This window comes from Streptomyces virginiae (assembly GCF_041432505.1).
GTDB lineage: Bacteria > Actinomycetota > Actinomycetes > Streptomycetales > Streptomycetaceae > Streptomyces > Streptomyces virginiae_A.
On the sequence record NZ_CP107871.1, the window covers coordinates 5,487,907 to 5,504,074 of the forward strand.

Annotated in this window: 13 protein-coding genes; 3 read left to right on the forward strand and 10 right to left on the reverse strand. The window is 71.1% G+C overall.

Annotation, left to right across the window (positions count from 1 at the left end; all coding sequences use genetic code 11):
- Nucleotides 1-33: 33 nt before the first annotated feature.
- Both OG624_RS25730 and OG624_RS25735 read right to left on the reverse strand, forming a co-directional pair.
- Entirely contained in the window at nucleotides 34-570 is a 537-nt protein-coding gene (locus OG624_RS25730) for an alkyl hydroperoxide reductase (protein ID WP_030712103.1), read from the reverse strand.
- 3 nt (nucleotides 571-573) lie between these two features.
- Nucleotides 574-1,128 carry a peroxiredoxin gene (locus OG624_RS25735; RefSeq protein ID WP_033218387.1) on the reverse strand — a complete coding sequence of 185 codons (555 nt, stop codon included), beginning with the start codon at nucleotides 1,126-1,128 and terminating at the stop codon, nucleotides 574-576.
- A gap of 135 nt (nucleotides 1,129-1,263) precedes the next feature.
- Between OG624_RS25735 and OG624_RS25740 the strand changes: the two genes are divergently transcribed.
- A complete protein-coding gene (locus tag OG624_RS25740) occupies nucleotides 1,264-2,211 on the forward strand; it encodes a hydrogen peroxide-inducible genes activator (RefSeq protein WP_033218388.1) in 948 nt (315 codons plus the stop codon).
- Nucleotides 2,212-2,265: 54 nt separating this feature from the next.
- Here OG624_RS25740 and OG624_RS25745 read toward each other — a convergent pair whose 3' ends face one another.
- From OG624_RS25745 to OG624_RS25765, 5 genes are all read right to left on the reverse strand, one after another.
- The gene (locus OG624_RS25745; protein WP_371639883.1) at nucleotides 2,266-4,629 is read right to left on the reverse strand and encodes an FtsX-like permease family protein; all 2,364 of its coding nucleotides are present in this window, start codon (nucleotides 4,627-4,629) and stop codon (nucleotides 2,266-2,268) included.
- Nucleotides 4,626-5,312 carry an ABC transporter ATP-binding protein gene (locus tag OG624_RS25750; RefSeq protein WP_033218391.1) on the reverse strand — a complete coding sequence of 229 codons (687 nt, stop codon included), beginning with the start codon at nucleotides 5,310-5,312 and terminating at the stop codon, nucleotides 4,626-4,628. Before OG624_RS25750 ends, OG624_RS25745 begins: the two co-directional genes overlap by 4 nt.
- On the reverse strand, nucleotides 5,309-5,833 hold the full coding sequence (locus OG624_RS25755) for a PadR family transcriptional regulator (RefSeq protein WP_033218394.1): 525 nt from the start codon (nucleotides 5,831-5,833) through the stop codon (nucleotides 5,309-5,311). Before OG624_RS25755 ends, OG624_RS25750 begins: the two co-directional genes overlap by 4 nt.
- Before the next feature lie 194 nt (nucleotides 5,834-6,027).
- Nucleotides 6,028-6,312 carry a hypothetical protein gene (locus OG624_RS25760; RefSeq protein ID WP_371593364.1) on the reverse strand — a complete coding sequence of 95 codons (285 nt, stop codon included), beginning with the start codon at nucleotides 6,310-6,312 and terminating at the stop codon, nucleotides 6,028-6,030.
- Entirely contained in the window at nucleotides 6,258-7,166 is a 909-nt protein-coding gene (locus tag OG624_RS25765) for an SPFH domain-containing protein (protein WP_033218397.1), read from the reverse strand. The genes OG624_RS25760 and OG624_RS25765 overlap by 55 nt, the downstream gene beginning before the upstream one ends.
- A gap of 232 nt (nucleotides 7,167-7,398) precedes the next feature.
- On the opposite strand from OG624_RS25765, the gene OG624_RS25770 reads away from it, so the two are divergent.
- Nucleotides 7,399-9,666 carry a transglycosylase domain-containing protein gene (locus OG624_RS25770; RefSeq protein WP_033218399.1) on the forward strand — a complete coding sequence of 756 codons (2,268 nt, stop codon included), beginning with the start codon at nucleotides 7,399-7,401 and terminating at the stop codon, nucleotides 9,664-9,666.
- 78 nt (nucleotides 9,667-9,744) lie between these two features.
- Here the strand turns inward: OG624_RS25770 and OG624_RS25775 are convergent, their stop codons facing one another.
- From OG624_RS25775 to OG624_RS25785, 3 genes are all read right to left on the reverse strand, one after another.
- The gene (locus OG624_RS25775) at nucleotides 9,745-11,949 is read right to left on the reverse strand and encodes an ATP-binding SpoIIE family protein phosphatase (RefSeq protein WP_033218401.1); all 2,205 of its coding nucleotides are present in this window, start codon (nucleotides 11,947-11,949) and stop codon (nucleotides 9,745-9,747) included.
- 309 nt (nucleotides 11,950-12,258) lie between these two features.
- Nucleotides 12,259-12,984 carry a cytidylyl-2-hydroxypropylphosphonate hydrolase gene (fomD, locus tag OG624_RS25780; protein ID WP_033218404.1) on the reverse strand — a complete coding sequence of 242 codons (726 nt, stop codon included), beginning with the start codon at nucleotides 12,982-12,984 and terminating at the stop codon, nucleotides 12,259-12,261.
- Between the two features lie 111 nt (nucleotides 12,985-13,095).
- Complete coding sequence (locus tag OG624_RS25785; RefSeq protein ID WP_106971359.1) at nucleotides 13,096-14,499, reverse strand: class II fumarate hydratase; 1,404 nt, start codon at nucleotides 14,497-14,499, stop codon at nucleotides 13,096-13,098.
- A 133-nt stretch (nucleotides 14,500-14,632) separates the two neighbouring features.
- On the opposite strand from OG624_RS25785, the gene OG624_RS25790 reads away from it, so the two are divergent.
- The gene (locus tag OG624_RS25790; RefSeq protein WP_371588369.1) at nucleotides 14,633-16,138 is read left to right on the forward strand and encodes a ricin-type beta-trefoil lectin domain protein; all 1,506 of its coding nucleotides are present in this window, start codon (nucleotides 14,633-14,635) and stop codon (nucleotides 16,136-16,138) included.
- Nucleotides 16,139-16,168 lie beyond the last annotated feature (30 nt).

Sequence of the window (16,168 nt, forward strand, 5' to 3'; positions counted from 1 at the left end):
CGCGGGGCACCGTGCTTGTCGTACGGGGTGCCGTTACTCGGCGGCGAGGGCGGCCTCGGCGTCGAGCGTGACGGCGACGGCCTGGATCACGGAGGCGATCTTGAAGGCCTCCTGGATCGTCTCGCGGTCGACGCCCGCCTTGCGCAGGACCTGCTCGTGCGAGTCCAGGCACTGGCCGCAGCCGTTGATCGCGGAGACCGCGAGCGACCACAGCTCGAAGTCGACCTTCTCCACGCCCGGGTTGCCGATGACGTTCATCCGCAGGCCCGCGCGCAGCGTGCCGTACTCCGGGTCGGAGAGCAGGTGCCGGGTGCGGTAGAAGACGTTGTTCATCGCCATGACCGCGGCGGCGGACTTGGCGGCGGTGTACGCCTCCGGCGAGAGGTTCGCCTTCGCCTCGGGCTCCAGCTCACGCAGGACGAGCGGCGAACGGGCGGCGATCGCGCAGGACAGGACCGTGCCCCACAGCTGCTGCTGCGGGAGGTCGCTGTTGCCGATGACCGAACCGAGGTTCAGCTTCAGGTCCTTGGCGAAGTCCGGTATGGCCGACTTCAGGGAGTCGAGGGACATCCGTCACTCACCGGCCAGCAGCGCGCCGGCGTCGATGGTGTTGTCACCCTTGTTCCAGTTGCACGGGCACAGCTCGTCGGTCTGCAGGGCGTCGAGGACCCGCAGGACCTCCTTGGGGTTACGGCCCACGGAACCGGCGGTCACCATCGAGAACTGGATCTCGTTGTTCGGGTCCACGATGAAGACGGCGCGCATCGGCAGGCCGTCCTCGCCGAGGATGCCCAGCTCGGTCGACAGCTCGCGCTTGATGTCGGACATCATCGGGAAGGGCAGGTCACGCAGGTCGGCGTGGTCCTTGCGCCAGGCGTGGTGCACGTACTCGGAGTCGAGCGAGAAGCCGAGGATCTGCGCGTCGCGGTCGGCGAACTCGTCGTTCAGCTTGCCGAAGGCGGCGATCTCGGTCGGGCACACGAAGGTGAAGTCCAGCGGCCACGCGAAGACGACCTTCCACTTGCCCTCGTGGGTCTTGTGGTCGATCTGCGCGAACTCGGCTCCGGCCTCGAGCGAGACACAGGCGGTCAGGTCGAAGGTGGGGAACTTGTCACCAACAGTGAGCACGCGCTCTCCTTATGCAGTGGAAAATAACCCTTTTGGGGGTTTTCCGGCGGGGTTGGACGTATCTCACATGCTGACACACCTGCATTGATTACAGAAATAGCTACTCTTGTGTCGGGTGATCGGAGGTACCTATCAGTGGCTGTCAGTAGTAGGGGAACGAAGCAACCGACGCTCGCGCAACTACGCGCCTTCGCGGCCGTCGCCGAGCACCTGCACTTCCGGGACGCCGCCGCGGCCATCGGCATGAGCCAGCCCGCGCTCTCCGGGGCCGTCTCCGCGCTGGAGGAGGCCCTCGGCGTGCAGCTGCTGGAGCGCACCACCCGCAAGGTGCTGCTCTCCCCGGCGGGCGAGCGGATCGCGGCGCGGGCCCAGGTGGTGCTCGCCGCCATGGGCGGGCTGCTGGAGGAGGCCGAGGCGGTGCGGGCGCCCTTCACCGGGGTGCTGCGCCTCGGGGTGATCCCCACAGTGGCGCCGTACCTGCTGCCGACCGTGCTCGGGCTCTTCCACCGGCGCTACCCGCGGATGGACCTCCAGGTGCACGAGGAGCAGACCGCCTCGCTGCTGGAGGGGCTGGCCGGCGGACGCCTGGACCTGCTCCTGCTGGCGGTCCCGCTCGGGGTGCCCGGGGTGAGCGAACTGCCCCTCTTCGACGAGGACTTCGTCCTGCTCGCCCCCCGGGAGCACGCGCTGGCCGGGCGCCGGGACATCCCGCTGGAGGAACTGCGCGGACTGCAGCTGCTGCTGCTCGACGAGGGGCACTGCCTGCGCGACCAGGCCCTCGACATCTGCCGGGAAGCGGGCCGGACGACCGGCGCGGACGTCACCACGACCGCCGCCGGGCTGTCCACCCTCGTACAACTGGTCGCCGGGGGACTGGGGGTGACGCTGTTGCCGCGCACCGCGCTGCGCCTGGAGACCGCCCGCAACGAGTACCTGTCCACCGGGTACTTCGCCGAGCCCGCGCCCTCCCGGCGGATCGCCCTGGCCATGCGGACCGGGACCGCCCGCCAGGAGGAGTTCAGGGCGATCGCCGCCGGACTGCGCGAAGCCGTGCGCCCGCTCCCGGTCTGGCCCACCGACTAGGGGTCGGGGGGCCGTCCCGGGAACGGGCGTACGGGGTTCAGGCGGGCGCCGAGGTCACTCCGTACGGAGGCCGTCCGGGCGCATCAGCCGCAGCAGCGGCGGCAGGCTGAGCAGGGTCACCACGACCACCACACCCGCGCCGGCGGCCGTCATCCCGAGCACCGACGCCCAGTCGACGCGGACCGGCTGGGCGGCCATGCCCATCAGGACGGCGCCCAGCGCCACGCCGACCCCGGCCGCCAGCACCAGGCCGATCGCGATCGGCACGGCCGTCTGCCACAGCACCGACAGGCCCAGCGTGGAGCGCTTGGTGCCGAAGGCGACCAGGGAGGACAGCAGCCGCCGGCGCTCGCGCAACTGCTCCAGCTGGGAGACGAGCAGGCTGCCGCCGATCAGGACCAGTACGGCGGTGGCGCCGAAGAACAGGCCCGTGCGGATCGAGGAGAAGCCGGCGGCCTCCTGGGTGTCCTGCAGCCGCATCGCGGTGGCGAGCGGATCCGCCTTGAAGACGGCGTTGCGCGCCCGGTCCAGGGCGTCCGGCCCGGACTCGTCGACCTGGACGTAGATCATCGGGTTCTGGAAGTCGCCGAGTTCCTTCGGCGCGGCCGACGGGGTGACCAGCAGGCCGCTGCGCAGCTGCCCGCTGGGGTCCGGTCGGCTGGGCACCGTACGGGCGGATGCCGGGAGGGTCCACCTCACCGGAGCGGGCGGGGCGCCCTCCTCGACCTCGTACTGGTGGACGTCGCCGACGAACAGCTCGTCGCCGGGTTTCGCCGTCGCCCCGTAGATGCCCCGTGCGCCCTGGGTGGGGGCGGCGCCGGTCAGCACGAAGGCGTCTCCCTCCGCGCAGGAGTCGAGGACGGCGACCTCACCGAGCGCGTCGCAGGTGCCGATGGTCAGCTCGACCGTCCTGTCCGTCGCGGGCACCTGGTGGGCGGCCTGCACGGAGGTCAGCGAGACGGTACGGGTGACACCCTGCTCGGCGGAGATCCGCCGGGCGAGGTCGTCCGCTCGCGCCGTCGAATCCTGGCGCACCATGACCCGGACGGCGGCCCTGGCGGGGTCCTGGCCGGTCGGCTTGACGTAGTCGCCCTCGACGCCCGCGAAGAGCATCTGGAGGGCGATGGCGCCCGCGACGGCCACGGCTATGCCGTTGACGAGGCGGGCGGCGGAGCCGCTGTTGACCTGGAGCCGGCGCACGGCCAACTGCCAGGAGACCGGGCCGCCGGACATCTTCCCGACGAACCGTTCCAGCAGCCAGGGGAGCAGCACGGTGATCCCGACCAGCAGCAGCACCACACCGCCGCTGACCTGCAACTGGTTGAACCTGCCGTGGTCGTTCCCGCGGCCGCCCATGGGCACGAGCAGGCCGAGCCCGATCAGCGGGAGCAGCAGCCGCCACCAGACGCGGCGCCGGGAGGGCTTGGCCGTACGGACGACGCCCAGCGGCTCGATGACCACACCGCGCAGCGCGAACAGGGTCACGGCCACCGCCGCCGCGGGCACCGCGAGGGCGACCAGGACGGCGAGCCAGGGCGCCGGGTCGAGGTCGGCGGGGAAGACGCTGCGCTGCTGGAGGCTGACGCTGCCGACCAGGGAGCGGCCGACGGCGAAGAAGCCGCTGCCCAGCACCAGTCCGACCAGCGAGCCGGCCAGCGCCTCGCCGGCCGCGATCCGGCGCACCATCCTGGCGTCGGCGCCGACCAGTCGCAGCGCGGCGAGCCGCCGGTCGCGCCGGTCCCCGCCGAAACGGACGGCGGTGGCGATGAACACGGCGACGGGCATCAGCAGCGCGACGAACGTCAGGACGACCATCAGCATGAGCACGGGGTCCAGGCCCTCGCGGTCCGCGTCGTACCCGAAGGTGGTGACGCGCTCGACGCGGTAGTCCTCGGGGCCGCCCTTCTCCAGGGTGTCGCTGCCCAGGTAGAAGAACAGCTCGCCGGGGCCGACCAGGCCGGGGTCACCGATGATTTCGCTGATCCGGGCGTCCAGCCGCTCGCGCAGCAGCGCGCCGTCGGAGGACTTCAGCATCTCGTCCAGGGCGGGGGAGACGGCCATCTCGCCCTGGCCCGGGATCCGCTTCAGACCGGGCGGCAGCGGGGCTCGGGGGCCCTCGGCCCGCAGCATGTGCCCCTCGATGTCCTTGCTGCGGTACGTCTGGTTGACACGGGTGATCAACAGGGTGTCGGGCCCGGGGACGTCGGCGGTCTCGGAGCTCATCGTCGACCGCGCGTCGCCGCGCTCGTAGCGTTCGGCGAGGGCGCCGGGGATGGCGGTGCTGATCAGCAGCAGGGCGACGCCGAGACCGACGCCGACACCGGTGAGCAGGGTGCGGATCCACCCTTCGCGGCCGCCGCCGAAGGCGAAGCGGGCGCCCATGCCGAGGTCGCGGGTCCAGACCTGGAGCCGGCTCATACGATGCGCTCCATGTCGCGGGACCTGCCGTCGCGTACGACGATCTCGCGGTCGGAGTAGGCGGCCACGCGGGTCTCGTGCGTCACGAGCACGACGGCGGCGTTCGCCGACCGGGCGGCCTCGGTGAGCAGCTGCATGACGAGTTCGCCGTTGAGGGAGTCGAGGGCTCCGGTGGGCTCGTCGGCGAAGATCACCCGGGGGCCGGTCACGAGGGCGCGGGCGACGGCCACGCGCTGCCCCTGGCCGCCGGATATCTCGCCGGGTCGCTTGGCGCCGAGGTCCTCCACCTGGAGCTGCTCCATCCACCGCAGGGCGGTGCGTTCGGCTTCCTTGCGCTTGACGCCGGTCAGGCGCAGCGGGAGGGCGACGTTCTCCACGCAGGTCAACTCCGGTACGAGCCGGCCGAACTGGAAGACGAAGCCGAACTCGGTGCGCCGCAGTTCGCTGCGCTCGGCGTCGCTCATCGTGGTGAGCTCGCGGCCGGCGTAGGTGATCGAGCCGGAGTCGGGCGGGACGATGCCCGCGAGGCAGTGCAGCAGGGTCGACTTGCCGGAGCCGGAGGGGCCCATGACGGCGACGACCTCGCCCGCGTGGATGGAGAACTCGGCGCCGTCGAGCGCGGTGGTGGACCCGTACGCCTTGCGCAGGTCCGTGGCGGCGAGCAACGAGCCGGCCGGGGTCATCGGCGTACCTCCTGGGCGAGCTGGCCGAGGCGGGCCGCGGTGAGCTCCAGCCACCGCAGATCCGCCTCCAGGTGGAAGAGGGCGTGGTCGCACACGAGCTGGTCGGCGATGTCCCCCTTGCGCTTGCGCTGGGTGAGGATGCGCATGAGGCGCAGGTGCTCGGCGCGCTGGGTGTCCAGCAGTTCGTCGGCGCGGCGGCCGGTGAGCAGGGCGAGGACGACCTTCGTGTAGAGGGTCGAGTGGAGGTACGGCTCTGGCTTCTCGGGCTGGGAGAGCCAGGCCTCGACGTCGGTGATGCCGGCGTCGGTGATGGCGTACCGCTTGCGGTCGGGGCCGCCGCCGCTCTCTATCCCGTCGACCTCGACGAGGCCGTTCTTCAGGAGGCGGGACATGGTCGAGTAGACCTGCCCGTAGGCGAGGGGGCGGTCGTGGCCGAACTTCTCGTCGAAGGCGCGCTTGAGGTCGTAGCCGTGGCGCGGGCCGGCCTCGAGGAGGCCGAGGAGGGTGTGACCGATGGACATGACCGCGACTCTACACCGTGTGTATACGCGGAGTGTATAGAGGGTTGATCGGGGGCGGCCGAGGTCGGCGGCGGGGTACGCGGGGCCGGTCGGGGCCGGTCGGGACCGGGCCCCGGGACACGGCGACGCCCGGTGGGGCCGGGTTTCCGGCCCCACCGGGCGTCTGCGGGCGGCGTCTGTGGGCGCGGTCCGGGTCAGTCCGTGGGCTTCGGGGGGCGTCCCCGGCGTGGGATGGGGCCGGGGGCCGACGGGAGGCGGCCGGCCTCGGCGAGGGCCCGGCGGAGCAGGAACTCGATCTGCGCGTTGGCGCTGCGCAGTTCCTCGCCCGCCCAGCGGGCCAGCGCGTCGTACACCTGCGGGTCGAGCCGCAGCAGTACCTGCTTGCGCGCCTGCCGGCCCGCCGGTTTCTCCTCGCCGCCGGGGGTCACTGGTAGAGGGTTCCCGTGTTGACCACCGGCTGGGCGGCGCGGTCGCCGCACAGGACGACCATCAGGTTCGAGACCATGGCCGCCTTGCGCTCCGGGTCCAGGTCCACGATGTCCTGCTCCGCCAGTCGGGTCAGTGCCAGCTCGACCATGCCCACCGCGCCCTCCACGATCTGCTTGCGGGCCGCCACGACCGCGCCCGCCTGCTGGCGCTGGAGCATCGCGGAGGCGATCTCCGGAGCGTACGCGAGGTGCGTGAAGCGGGACTCGATGATGTGCACACCGGCCGCGTCGACGCGGTCGCGCAGTTCGACCGCCAGCTTCTCGGTGATCTCCTCGGCGTTGCCGCGCAGCGACAGGCCGCCTTCCTCGTGCGCGTCGTAGGGGTATTCGATGGCGATGTGCCGGACCGCCGCCTCGGTCTGGGTCTCGACGAACTCCGTGAAGTCCTCGACCTCGAAGGTCGCCCGGGCCGTGTCCTCGACCCGCCACACCACGACCGCCGCCAGCTCGATCGGGTTGCCGTAGGCGTCGTTGACCTTCAGCACGGCCGTCTCGTGGTTGCGCACCCGGGTGGAGATCTTCTCGCGAGAGGTCAGCGGGTTCACCCAGCGCAGTCCGTCGGCGCGGATGGTGCCCTTGTAGCGGCCGAACAGCTGGACCACCCGGGCCTCGCCCGGCGCCACCGTGTTCAGCCCGCTCATGGCGAACACGGAGGCGAGGCCCAGGAGTACGCCGAGGGCTATCAGGGTCACCTTGGCCGCGACGGCCGCGAGCACCGCGCCGGCCACGATCAGGCCGGCGCCCGCCAGCAGACCCAGCAGTCCGAGCAGCAGGGCCAGTCCGCCGGCGACACTGCGCGCGGTGAACTCCCGTACTCCGTCTGGGGTGGCGTTTTCGTTCGTCATGGTTTGCCCCGTTTCTCAGCTCGCGGTCGATCGGACCGTCTAGCAAAGTGATATCACTTTTTTGCGCTACGGCAACCCTTCGGCTTAGGTGAGCGTCGGTTCCATTGATGTGGGTGCTGATTCTCACGTCCGAAATGACCGTAATTGGTCATGGTTGGCCAACTTTTATCACAGCCTGCGGTGTTAGCTTTCTGAGCTGACGTCGGGGGGGTAATCGAGCGGAGCGGGAGCGATGGGCCGAGCAGAAGTGCGTAAGGCGCACCAGCAGCGCGGTGCGCGGCGTGCGCCGAGCGGACGCGCGCAGGGCACCAAAGGAAGCGGAAGTACCGGTAGACGCACGGGTATACGCCGCTTCTTCACCTGGAAGAAGATCCTGGGCACGTTCTTCGGACTGATACTGCTCGGCATGGCCGCACTGGTCGGCCTGTACTTCTACGTCGAAGAGCCGGACCCGAACAACCAGGCGCTCCAGCAGAGCAACGTCTACAAGTACGCAGACGGCACGATCATGGCCAGCAAGGGCAAGGTCAACCGCGAGATCCTGCCGATCGACAAGATCCCGATGGACGTGCAGGAGGCGTTCATCGCGATCGAGAACAAGTCCTTCCGCAGCGACCAGGGCGTGGACTTCAAGGGTCTGGCCCGCGGTCTGTGGAACACGGCCACCGGGCGCGGCAAGGCCGGTGGCTCCACGATCACCCAGCAGTACGTCAAGAACTACTACCTGACCCAGGATCAGACGGTCACCCGCAAGCTCAAGGAGCTGGTGATCTCCCTCAAGGTCGACCAGAGCAAGGAGAAGCCCGAGATCCTCGCGGGCTATCTGAACACCAGCTACTTCGGACGCGGCGCGTACGGCATCCAGGCGGCCGCCCAGGCCTATTACGGCGTCGACGCCGGCAAGTTGACGCTGGAGCAGGGCGCCTACCTCGCCACCCTCGTCCAGGCCCCCAGCCAGTACGACTGGTCGACCGCGAGCGAGGAGACCAAGAAGCGGATCACGATCCGCTACAACGCCACCTTCGTGAACATGGTCGAGAACGGCAAGCTGGACGAGGCCAAGCGTCAGACGCTGAAGTTCGCCGAGCCGCTCCCGCCGCAGCCGCCGACCGGCATGGACGGCCAGAAGGGCTACCTGGTCCAGGCGGCCGAGGCCGAGCTCAACGCCCAGGGCGTCGAGCGGAAGCTGATCGACGCCGGTGGCTGGACCTTCACGCTGAACATCGACCCGAAGAAGCAGGAAGCCCTGGAGAAGGCCGTCCAGGACGAGCTGGAGTCCAAGCTCGACCGCAAGGACACCAAGGGCAAGCCCCAGGACCAGAGCGTGCAGGCCGGTGCCACCTCCGTGGACCCGAAGACCGGTGCGATCGTCGCGATGTACGGCGGTACGAGCCTGAAGGACCACTGGTCCAGCAACGCCCTGCGCAAGGACTACCAGCCGGGCTCGACCTTCAAGCCGATCGTGCTGGCCTCCGCGCTGGAGAACGGCGCGAAGACCCAGGACCGCAAGCCGATCACGCCGAACGCGCTCTACGACGGCACCAGCAAGCGCCCGGTCGTCGGCAGCGACATCCCGTTCGCCCCGCAGAACCAGGAGGACCGCAACTTCGGCACGCCGATGATGACGGTCCAGGAGGCGACCAACTTCTCGGTCAACTCCGTCTACGCGCAGATGATCGTGGACGTCGAGCCGCGCAACGTGAAGAAGACGGCCCTGGCCCTCGGCATGAAGGACCGTGAGGGCTGGCCCGAGGACAAGCCGGCCATGTCGCTCGGCACCATGAGCGCCAACACCGTGGAGATGGCGGGCGTCTACGCCACCTTCGACAACCACGGCAAGAAGGTCACGCCGACCATCGTCAAGAAGGCCGAGCACAAGGACCGCGAGGTCGTGCCGGCCCAGCCCATCGGTTCCCAGGCCATCAGCCGCCAGACCGCCGACACCGTCACCAAGGTGCTCACGGGCGTCGTCAACGACGACGGAGGCTCCGGCAACAAGGTCCGCAGCAGCGCCTACGAGGCCGCCGGCAAGACCGGTACCACCGAGAACAACGTCTCCGGCTGGTTCTCCGGCTTCACCCCGGAGCTGGTCACCGTCGTCGCGATCTTCGGTGAGGAGCCCGTCACCGCCAAGCAGGTCACCCTGACCGGTACGGCCGGCCTCGGCCGACTCGGCGGCTCCAGCTTCCCCGCCTCGATCTGGAAGGCGTACACGCTCGCCGCCCTCAAGGGAGGCAACGCGGGCAAGTTCCAGCTGAGCGAGGCGGAGATGGGCGCCGTGCAGACGCCGTCCCGCAGCGCCTCGCCGACGCCGTCGCCGTCGCCGTCCTCCAGCGCCCCGGCGGCCAGCAGCAGCCCGCCGGCGTCCCCGACGCCGACGCCGACGCCCACCGCCACCAAGACGACGCCGACGCCGACCCCGACGCCGACCCCGACACCCACGGCGACCAAGACCAACGGTCCCAAGCCGCCGGACCCGCCGCTGCTGCCCGAGCACTAGGCAGTACCGCCAGGACAAAGACCGCCGCCCCGCAGCCTTCGAAGGCTGCGGGGCGGCGGTCTTTCGTACGTCGCGCGATCAGCGCCGTTCGGGCTGCCCGGGCAGCGACAGCTCGAACCAGACGACCTTTCCGCTGCTGAGCCGTGTCGCACCCCAGCGGCGGGCCATCCGGTTGACCAGGAACAGGCCGCGACCGCCCTCGTCGGTGTCCCGCGCCCGACGCTGGCGCGGCAGCTGCGGCGAGTCGTCGCCGACCTCGCAGCGCAGTACGTCCGTCCGCAGCAGGCGCAGGGTCACGGGCCGCTCCGCGTACCGCACGGCATTGGTGACCACCTCGCTGACCAGCAGCTCCAGCGAGTCGCTCAGCTCCTCCAGGCCCCACCGGGTCAGGGCCCGCCGGGCGAACCGGCGGGCCCGGCCCGGGGCGGTCTCCTCCGGGTCCAGGAACCAGTACGCGACGTCGCTGGGCGCGATCCCGTCGAACCGGGCCGCGAGCAGCGCGATGTCGTCGTCCCGGTCACCGGGGCCGAGCATGTCCAGCACGTCGTCGCAGAGCGCCTCCAGCGGCGGCGGGTGGTCCAGGCCGGTCAGCTGGGCGGTGGTCGCCAGCCGCTCGCGGAGCTGCTCGATGCCGGTCCACACGTCCCGCAGCCGCGACTCCACCAGGCCGTCGGTGTAGAGCAGCAGGGTGCCACCGGCGGGCGCGTCCAGCTCCACGGCCTCGAAGTCCACGCCGCCGACGCCGATGGGGGCGCCGGGAGGCACACGGAGCACCTCGGCGCGGCCGCCCAGGTGCAGCAGCACGGGCGGCGGGTGGCCCGCGTTGGCGATGGTGATCCGGTGCGCGACGGGATCGTAGACGGCGTACAGGCAGGTGGCCATGCGGTCGGAGCCCAGGCGCTGCGCCTGCTCGTCCAGGTGGTGCAGGACCTCGGCGGGCGGCAGGTCCAGCTGGGCGAGGGTCTGCGCGGTGGTGCGGAGCTGGCCCATGATCGCGGCGGAGGTCATGGAATGGCCCATGACGTCGCCGACGACGAGCGCGACGCGGCTGCCGGGCAGCGGTATGGCGTCGTACCAGTCGCCGCCGACCCGTGCCGTCTCGGCGGCGGGCAGATAGCGGGAGGCGAGCCGCACCCCGGTGGGCTGCGGCAGGCTGTCGGGCAGCATGGTGCGCTGCAACTCGTCGGCGATGTACGCCTCACGGCCGTACAGGACCGCCTTGTCGATGCCGAGCGCGGTGTGGGTGGCCAGTTGGGCGGCGACCAGCAGGTCGTTCGGCTCGAAGGCGGGCCGCTCGGGGCTGCGCAGGAACACGGCGGCGCCGATCACCCGGCGGCGGCCGCGCAGCGGCGCGAGGACGGCCCGGTTGCCGCGCGGCAGCGGGTGGTCCTCGCCGAGCAGCTCGGGCAGCGCGGCCCGGGCGGCGGCGGAGGACGCGAAGACGGGCCGTACGCCGCGCAGCACCTCGGCGAGCGCGCCGCCGGGCCGGATCTCGCACAGCTCCGCCGCGGGCAGGTCACCCTGCGGGCCGACCAGCGGCAACTGGCTGAAGTCGAGCTCGCCGGTGGCCCCCGCGGCCCCGGCGAGGTCCATCCCCGCGCCGATCGTGCTGCTCAAGTCCGTCAGGTCGTCGATCGGCCGGAGCCGATCGGTGCGTCGCAGCCTTAAAACGACCGGGCCGACGGGCCGCTCGTCGCCGACCGGGAGCGGGTCGCGCAGGTACACGAGGATGGCGTCCGAGAAGGTCGGCACGGTGGCCCGGCACAGGCCCAGCACGATCTCGTCGAGGTCGATGCCGCGGGCGATCCGCCGGGTGGCGGCGCCGACGAAGCGCAGGCGGTCCCCCTCGCGGCGTGCGGCGGTCGCCTCTCCGGTGACGGCGACCGGTGTTCCGGTCCCGCCGCCACCGTGCCGGCCGGCGCCACCGCCACCGGCGACCGCCCCGGCGTCACCGTGGGTCGCCCCGTCGCGCGGGCGGGCGTTGTCGTGGCCCGGGTCCTGCAGCTGTCCCTGCGTCTGCGCCTGGCCCTGGGGGCAGTCCGCACCGGCCGGAACGTCCCCGGCCGCGGCGCCGCGGGGCCGGGGGAGACCGGCCGCCGAGCGGGCCGCACGCGCGTCGGAGGCCGCGGCGGCGCTGCCGCCCGGCTCCGCGCCCGTGCCCGGCGCATGCGTGCGTACGGCCTCGGTGGCGGCGATGGGCGCCTTGCCGTGGCCGGCCTCGTCCGTACCTCCGCCGGAGGCGACGGGCTGCGGGCCCTCCTGGGAGGTGGGGTACTCCGTCACGCGTGGATTTCCGTCCGTTTGCGCTCGATGTGCGCTGCACTCAACTCGGTCAGTCGCGGTATACCCGCTCAGCGGCCCGGGCACCATCACCCCGAGGTTCCTGCCCCAAACTTCTCTCCCGACCTCCGGTCGGGAGGTGCCCCTGACGGACCCCCGCCCCCTCGTCGTCTCTCGTCGTGCGGTTGACCTCCGGTCACATTCCTTGTGATGAGGGACACTTGCACAAGGATGCGGCGACCGCACCGTTCCGCGCGCGTGATCTCTCGGAGGACGATCCTACGTTTGCACCCTGGGGGCGCATCAAGGGTCTCATGAGGTCATATGCGCCGGGGTGCCGTCCCAGTCGTGCGGAAGGGCCGGAATCGTCCAGGCCGGATCCGGCCGCCAGTCCTCCCAGCCGCCGGAGAACGGGACCCCCCATTCCTTGATCACCTCGACGGCCGCGCGGCCGGCCTCCCGTACCCGATCGGCCTGCTCACGGTCCATCAGACCGCACCGCTGCGCCTGCGCGAACTCGTCCTCGTCCAGCCACGTCCAACTGCGGTCCGGGTGGACGGCGATGTCCAGGAAGTGGTCCACGGAGTCCACTCCGCCGGCCCAGCGCGAACGCGGCTCCTCCAGGTTCACGTACCAGTTCTTGAACTCCCAGCCGGGGCCCCAGAACAGCCACACCGACCAGGAGTCACCGGGCCGGGCCAGTTTCAGGACACCGGCGCCGAACCAGCGCGACCGTACGGTGGTCCGCGGCGCCGTGTAGCGGGTGGCGAGCGGTTCCTCGTGGACGGAGGTGCCGTCGGCGAGCACCGGCTTGACGCATTCGGTGCCGGGGGCCATCCACACCGCCAGGAGCTCGTCCGTGTCCTGGACGACGGTCACCGGGCGGCAGATGTGGACCGGGCCCTTCAGCCCCGAGGTCGGGGCGTGGTCGCGGTAGCGCCACAGGATCTGCTCCCCGGGCGCCCAGCGCGGGCCCTGCGCGGGGCTCCGCGGCGCGCTCCGCGCCGCGGAGGTCCCGGGCTCGAAAGTACCTGTCATGCGCAGATCTTAGGGCGGGGGTCGCCGCGCCCGCTGCGGCGCAGGTCACCGGTGGGTTCGGTGAGGAGAAACGACCGGATCCGACCCCCGCCCGAGGGGAGCGTCGGACGGTCAGGGATGCGTCATGCGCAGCACGTCGAGGGCCTCGTCGAGCTGCTCCAAGGTCAGGGCGCCGCGCTCCACGTACCCGGCCTCCAGGACCACCTCCCTGATCGTCTTGCGTTCGGCGAGGGACCGCTTGGCGACCTTGGCGGCCTCCTCGTAGCCGATGTAACGGTTGAGCGGGGTGACCACGGAGGGCGAGGACTCGGCGTATTCCCTGGCCCGCGCTTCGTTCGCGGTGATTCCGTCGATCGTGCGGTCGGCCAGCAGGCGGCTCGCGCTGCCGAGCAGCCGGATCGATTCGAGGAGGTTCCTGGCCATCACCGGGAGCATCACATTGAGCTCGAAGTTGCCGGCCGCGCCCGCCACGGCGACGGTCGCGTCGTTCCCCATGACCTGAGCGGCGACCATCAGAACGGCCTCCGGGACCACCGGATTGACCTTCCCGGGCATGATGGAGGAGCCCGGCTGGAGATCCGGCAGATTGATTTCGGCCAAACCGGTGCGCGGCCCGGAAGCCATCCAGCGAAGGTCGTTGGAGATCTTGGTGAGGGATACGGCGACCGTGCGCAGCATTCCGGAGGTTTCCACGAGGGCGTCCCGGGCCCCCTGTGCCTCGAAGTGGTCGCGGGCCTCGGTCAGCGGCAGTCCGGTCGCGTCGGCGACCTCGGCGATCACCGCGGCGGAGAACCCGGGCGGGGTGTTGATGCCGGTGCCCACCGCGGTCCCGCCCAGCGGCAGCTCGGCCAGCCGCGGCAGGGCCGCCCGCAGGCGCTCGACGCCGTAGCGGATCTGGGCGGCGTACCCGCCGAACTCCTGGCCGAGGGTGACCGGGGTGGCGTCCATCAGGTGGGTGCGCCCGGCCTTGACGACCTGCGCGAACTCGGCGGCCTTGAGCTCCAGGGCCGCCGCCAGGTGTTCCAGGGCCGGGATCAGCTCGCCGGTCACGGCGGCGGTGGCGGCGATGTGGATGGACGACGGGAACACGTCGTTGGAGCTCTGCGAGGCGTTGACGTGGTCGTTGGGGTGGACCTCACGGCCCAGGCGCTCGGTGGCGAGGGTGGCGATCACCTCGTTGGTGTTCATGTTGGACGAGGTGCCGGAGCCGGTTTGGAAGACGTCCACGGGGAAGTGGTCGTCCCAGCGGCCGTCGGCGACCTCGACGGCGGCGGAGCGGATGGCGTCGGCGACGTCCTGGTCCACCACGCCGAGCTTCGCGTTCACCACTGCGGCGGCGGCCTTGATCCGGGCGAGCGCCTCGATGTGGGCGCGCTCCAACCGCTGCCCGGAGATGGGGAAGTTCTCCACCGCGCGCTGGGTCTGGGCGCGCCATTTGGCGTGCCGTGGCACCCGTACGTCGCCCATGGAGTCGTGCTCGATCCGGAACGTCTCGGCCTGCTGGTCATCCGTCATGTTCATGGCCTCCTCAAAAAGTTGAGCAATTGTCTTGTTCGAAGTGTTCCCAACTCCCCTACCGGCCAGTAAATACCGGGGGTAACACCCAGATCCGGGGAGGCGTTCCATGGCACGTGCCCGTACGAGACCCATGCTCAGATCTACCTTCGCCGCTGTCGCGGCGATCGCGGCCGCCCTGGGAGGTGTCACCGCCATCACCCCCATGGCCCAGGCGGCACCCACCTCCGGGGCCGTCGCCGTGCCGCTGTCGCCCGAGCTGGAGGCCGTCCGCGCCGCGGAGGCCACCAAGATCTACGGCGACCCGGCCGTCCGCCCGCCGAACGAACGGAGAACAGGCCTGATCTCGCTGGGCGACAGCGAGATTTCGGGCGAGGGCGTCGGCACCTACGATCCCGCGACCAACACGCCGAACAACCAGTGCCACCGTTCGCCGGACTCGGCGATCCACCGCACCGGCATACCGGCCGACCTGACCTTCAACGTCGCCTGCTCCGGCGGCTACACCGGCAACATCAGGATCGGCGGCAGCAAGCAGTACGCCGACGAGCTGGTACAGAGCGACAACCTGGCGATCAAGGCGCGCAACACGAAGATCAAGATGGTGCTGCTGGTCGCCGGCGCCAACGACGACCTCCAGTTCGGTCCGGTCATGACCGACTGCGTGACCCGCTGGGTCCTCGGCCAGGGGACCTGTGAGCCCAAGTACGGGCCCGGCTGGCAGGCGCGCGTCGACGGCCTGAAGCCCAAGGTGGAGGCCACGGTCGCCGACCTCAAGACCGTCATGCGCGACGCCGGTTACGCCGACTCCGACTACAAGCTCGTCGTGATGGGCTACCCCAGCCCCATCGGCCCCGACTTCTACGACAACCCGAACTTCCCCGGCAAGCTCCCCGGCGGCTGCGCCGGCTACGACTCCGACGCCACCTGGGGCCGCAACTACGCGGTGCCCACCTTCGAGAAGGGCATGCGCGCGGCGGCCCTCGCCTCCGGCGCGATCTACCTCGACAACTCGCGGCTCTTCCACGGCCACGAGGTCTGCATGGAGGACGCCTGGGCCCGCGGCCTCTATCTGGACCTCGGGGACCACTTCCCCTGGGACGAGAACACCGCCCGCCAGTCCTTCCACCCCAACTACCGCGGCCACGGCGCCTTCGCGTCCTGCCTGACCCAGCTCTACAACTCGGGCCTGCGCGAGGCCTCCTGCGCCGACCCCGCGAGCACCGGCACCCCCGTGCTGCAGGCCGGGGCCTGGGACGACAAGTACAAGCCCCTGAAGAACGAGGCGACCGGCAACTGCCTCGACTCCTTCGGCGGCTCCAGCGCGAACGAGACCAAGATCGTCGGATGGGACTGTCACGGCGGCCGCAACCAGGGCTGGTGGTACGACAGCACCCGCCGGTCCGTCCACATCGAACTGACCCAGGACCGATGCCTCGACGCCCCCGGCTCCCGCTACGGCTCCGGCACCGGCCTGATCATCTGGAACTGCCACGGCGGCGCGAACCAGCAGTTCGTCCGCGACGGCGCCACCCTGCGCCCCGCCGCCGCCCCGGGCATGTGCCTGACGGTGGCCGCCGCCCACGAGCCGCTGCGCCTGCAGACCTGCAACGGGTCCGCCGAACAGCGCTTCGCCTAACCGCCCCCGCACCCGAAGACCCCCCACGCC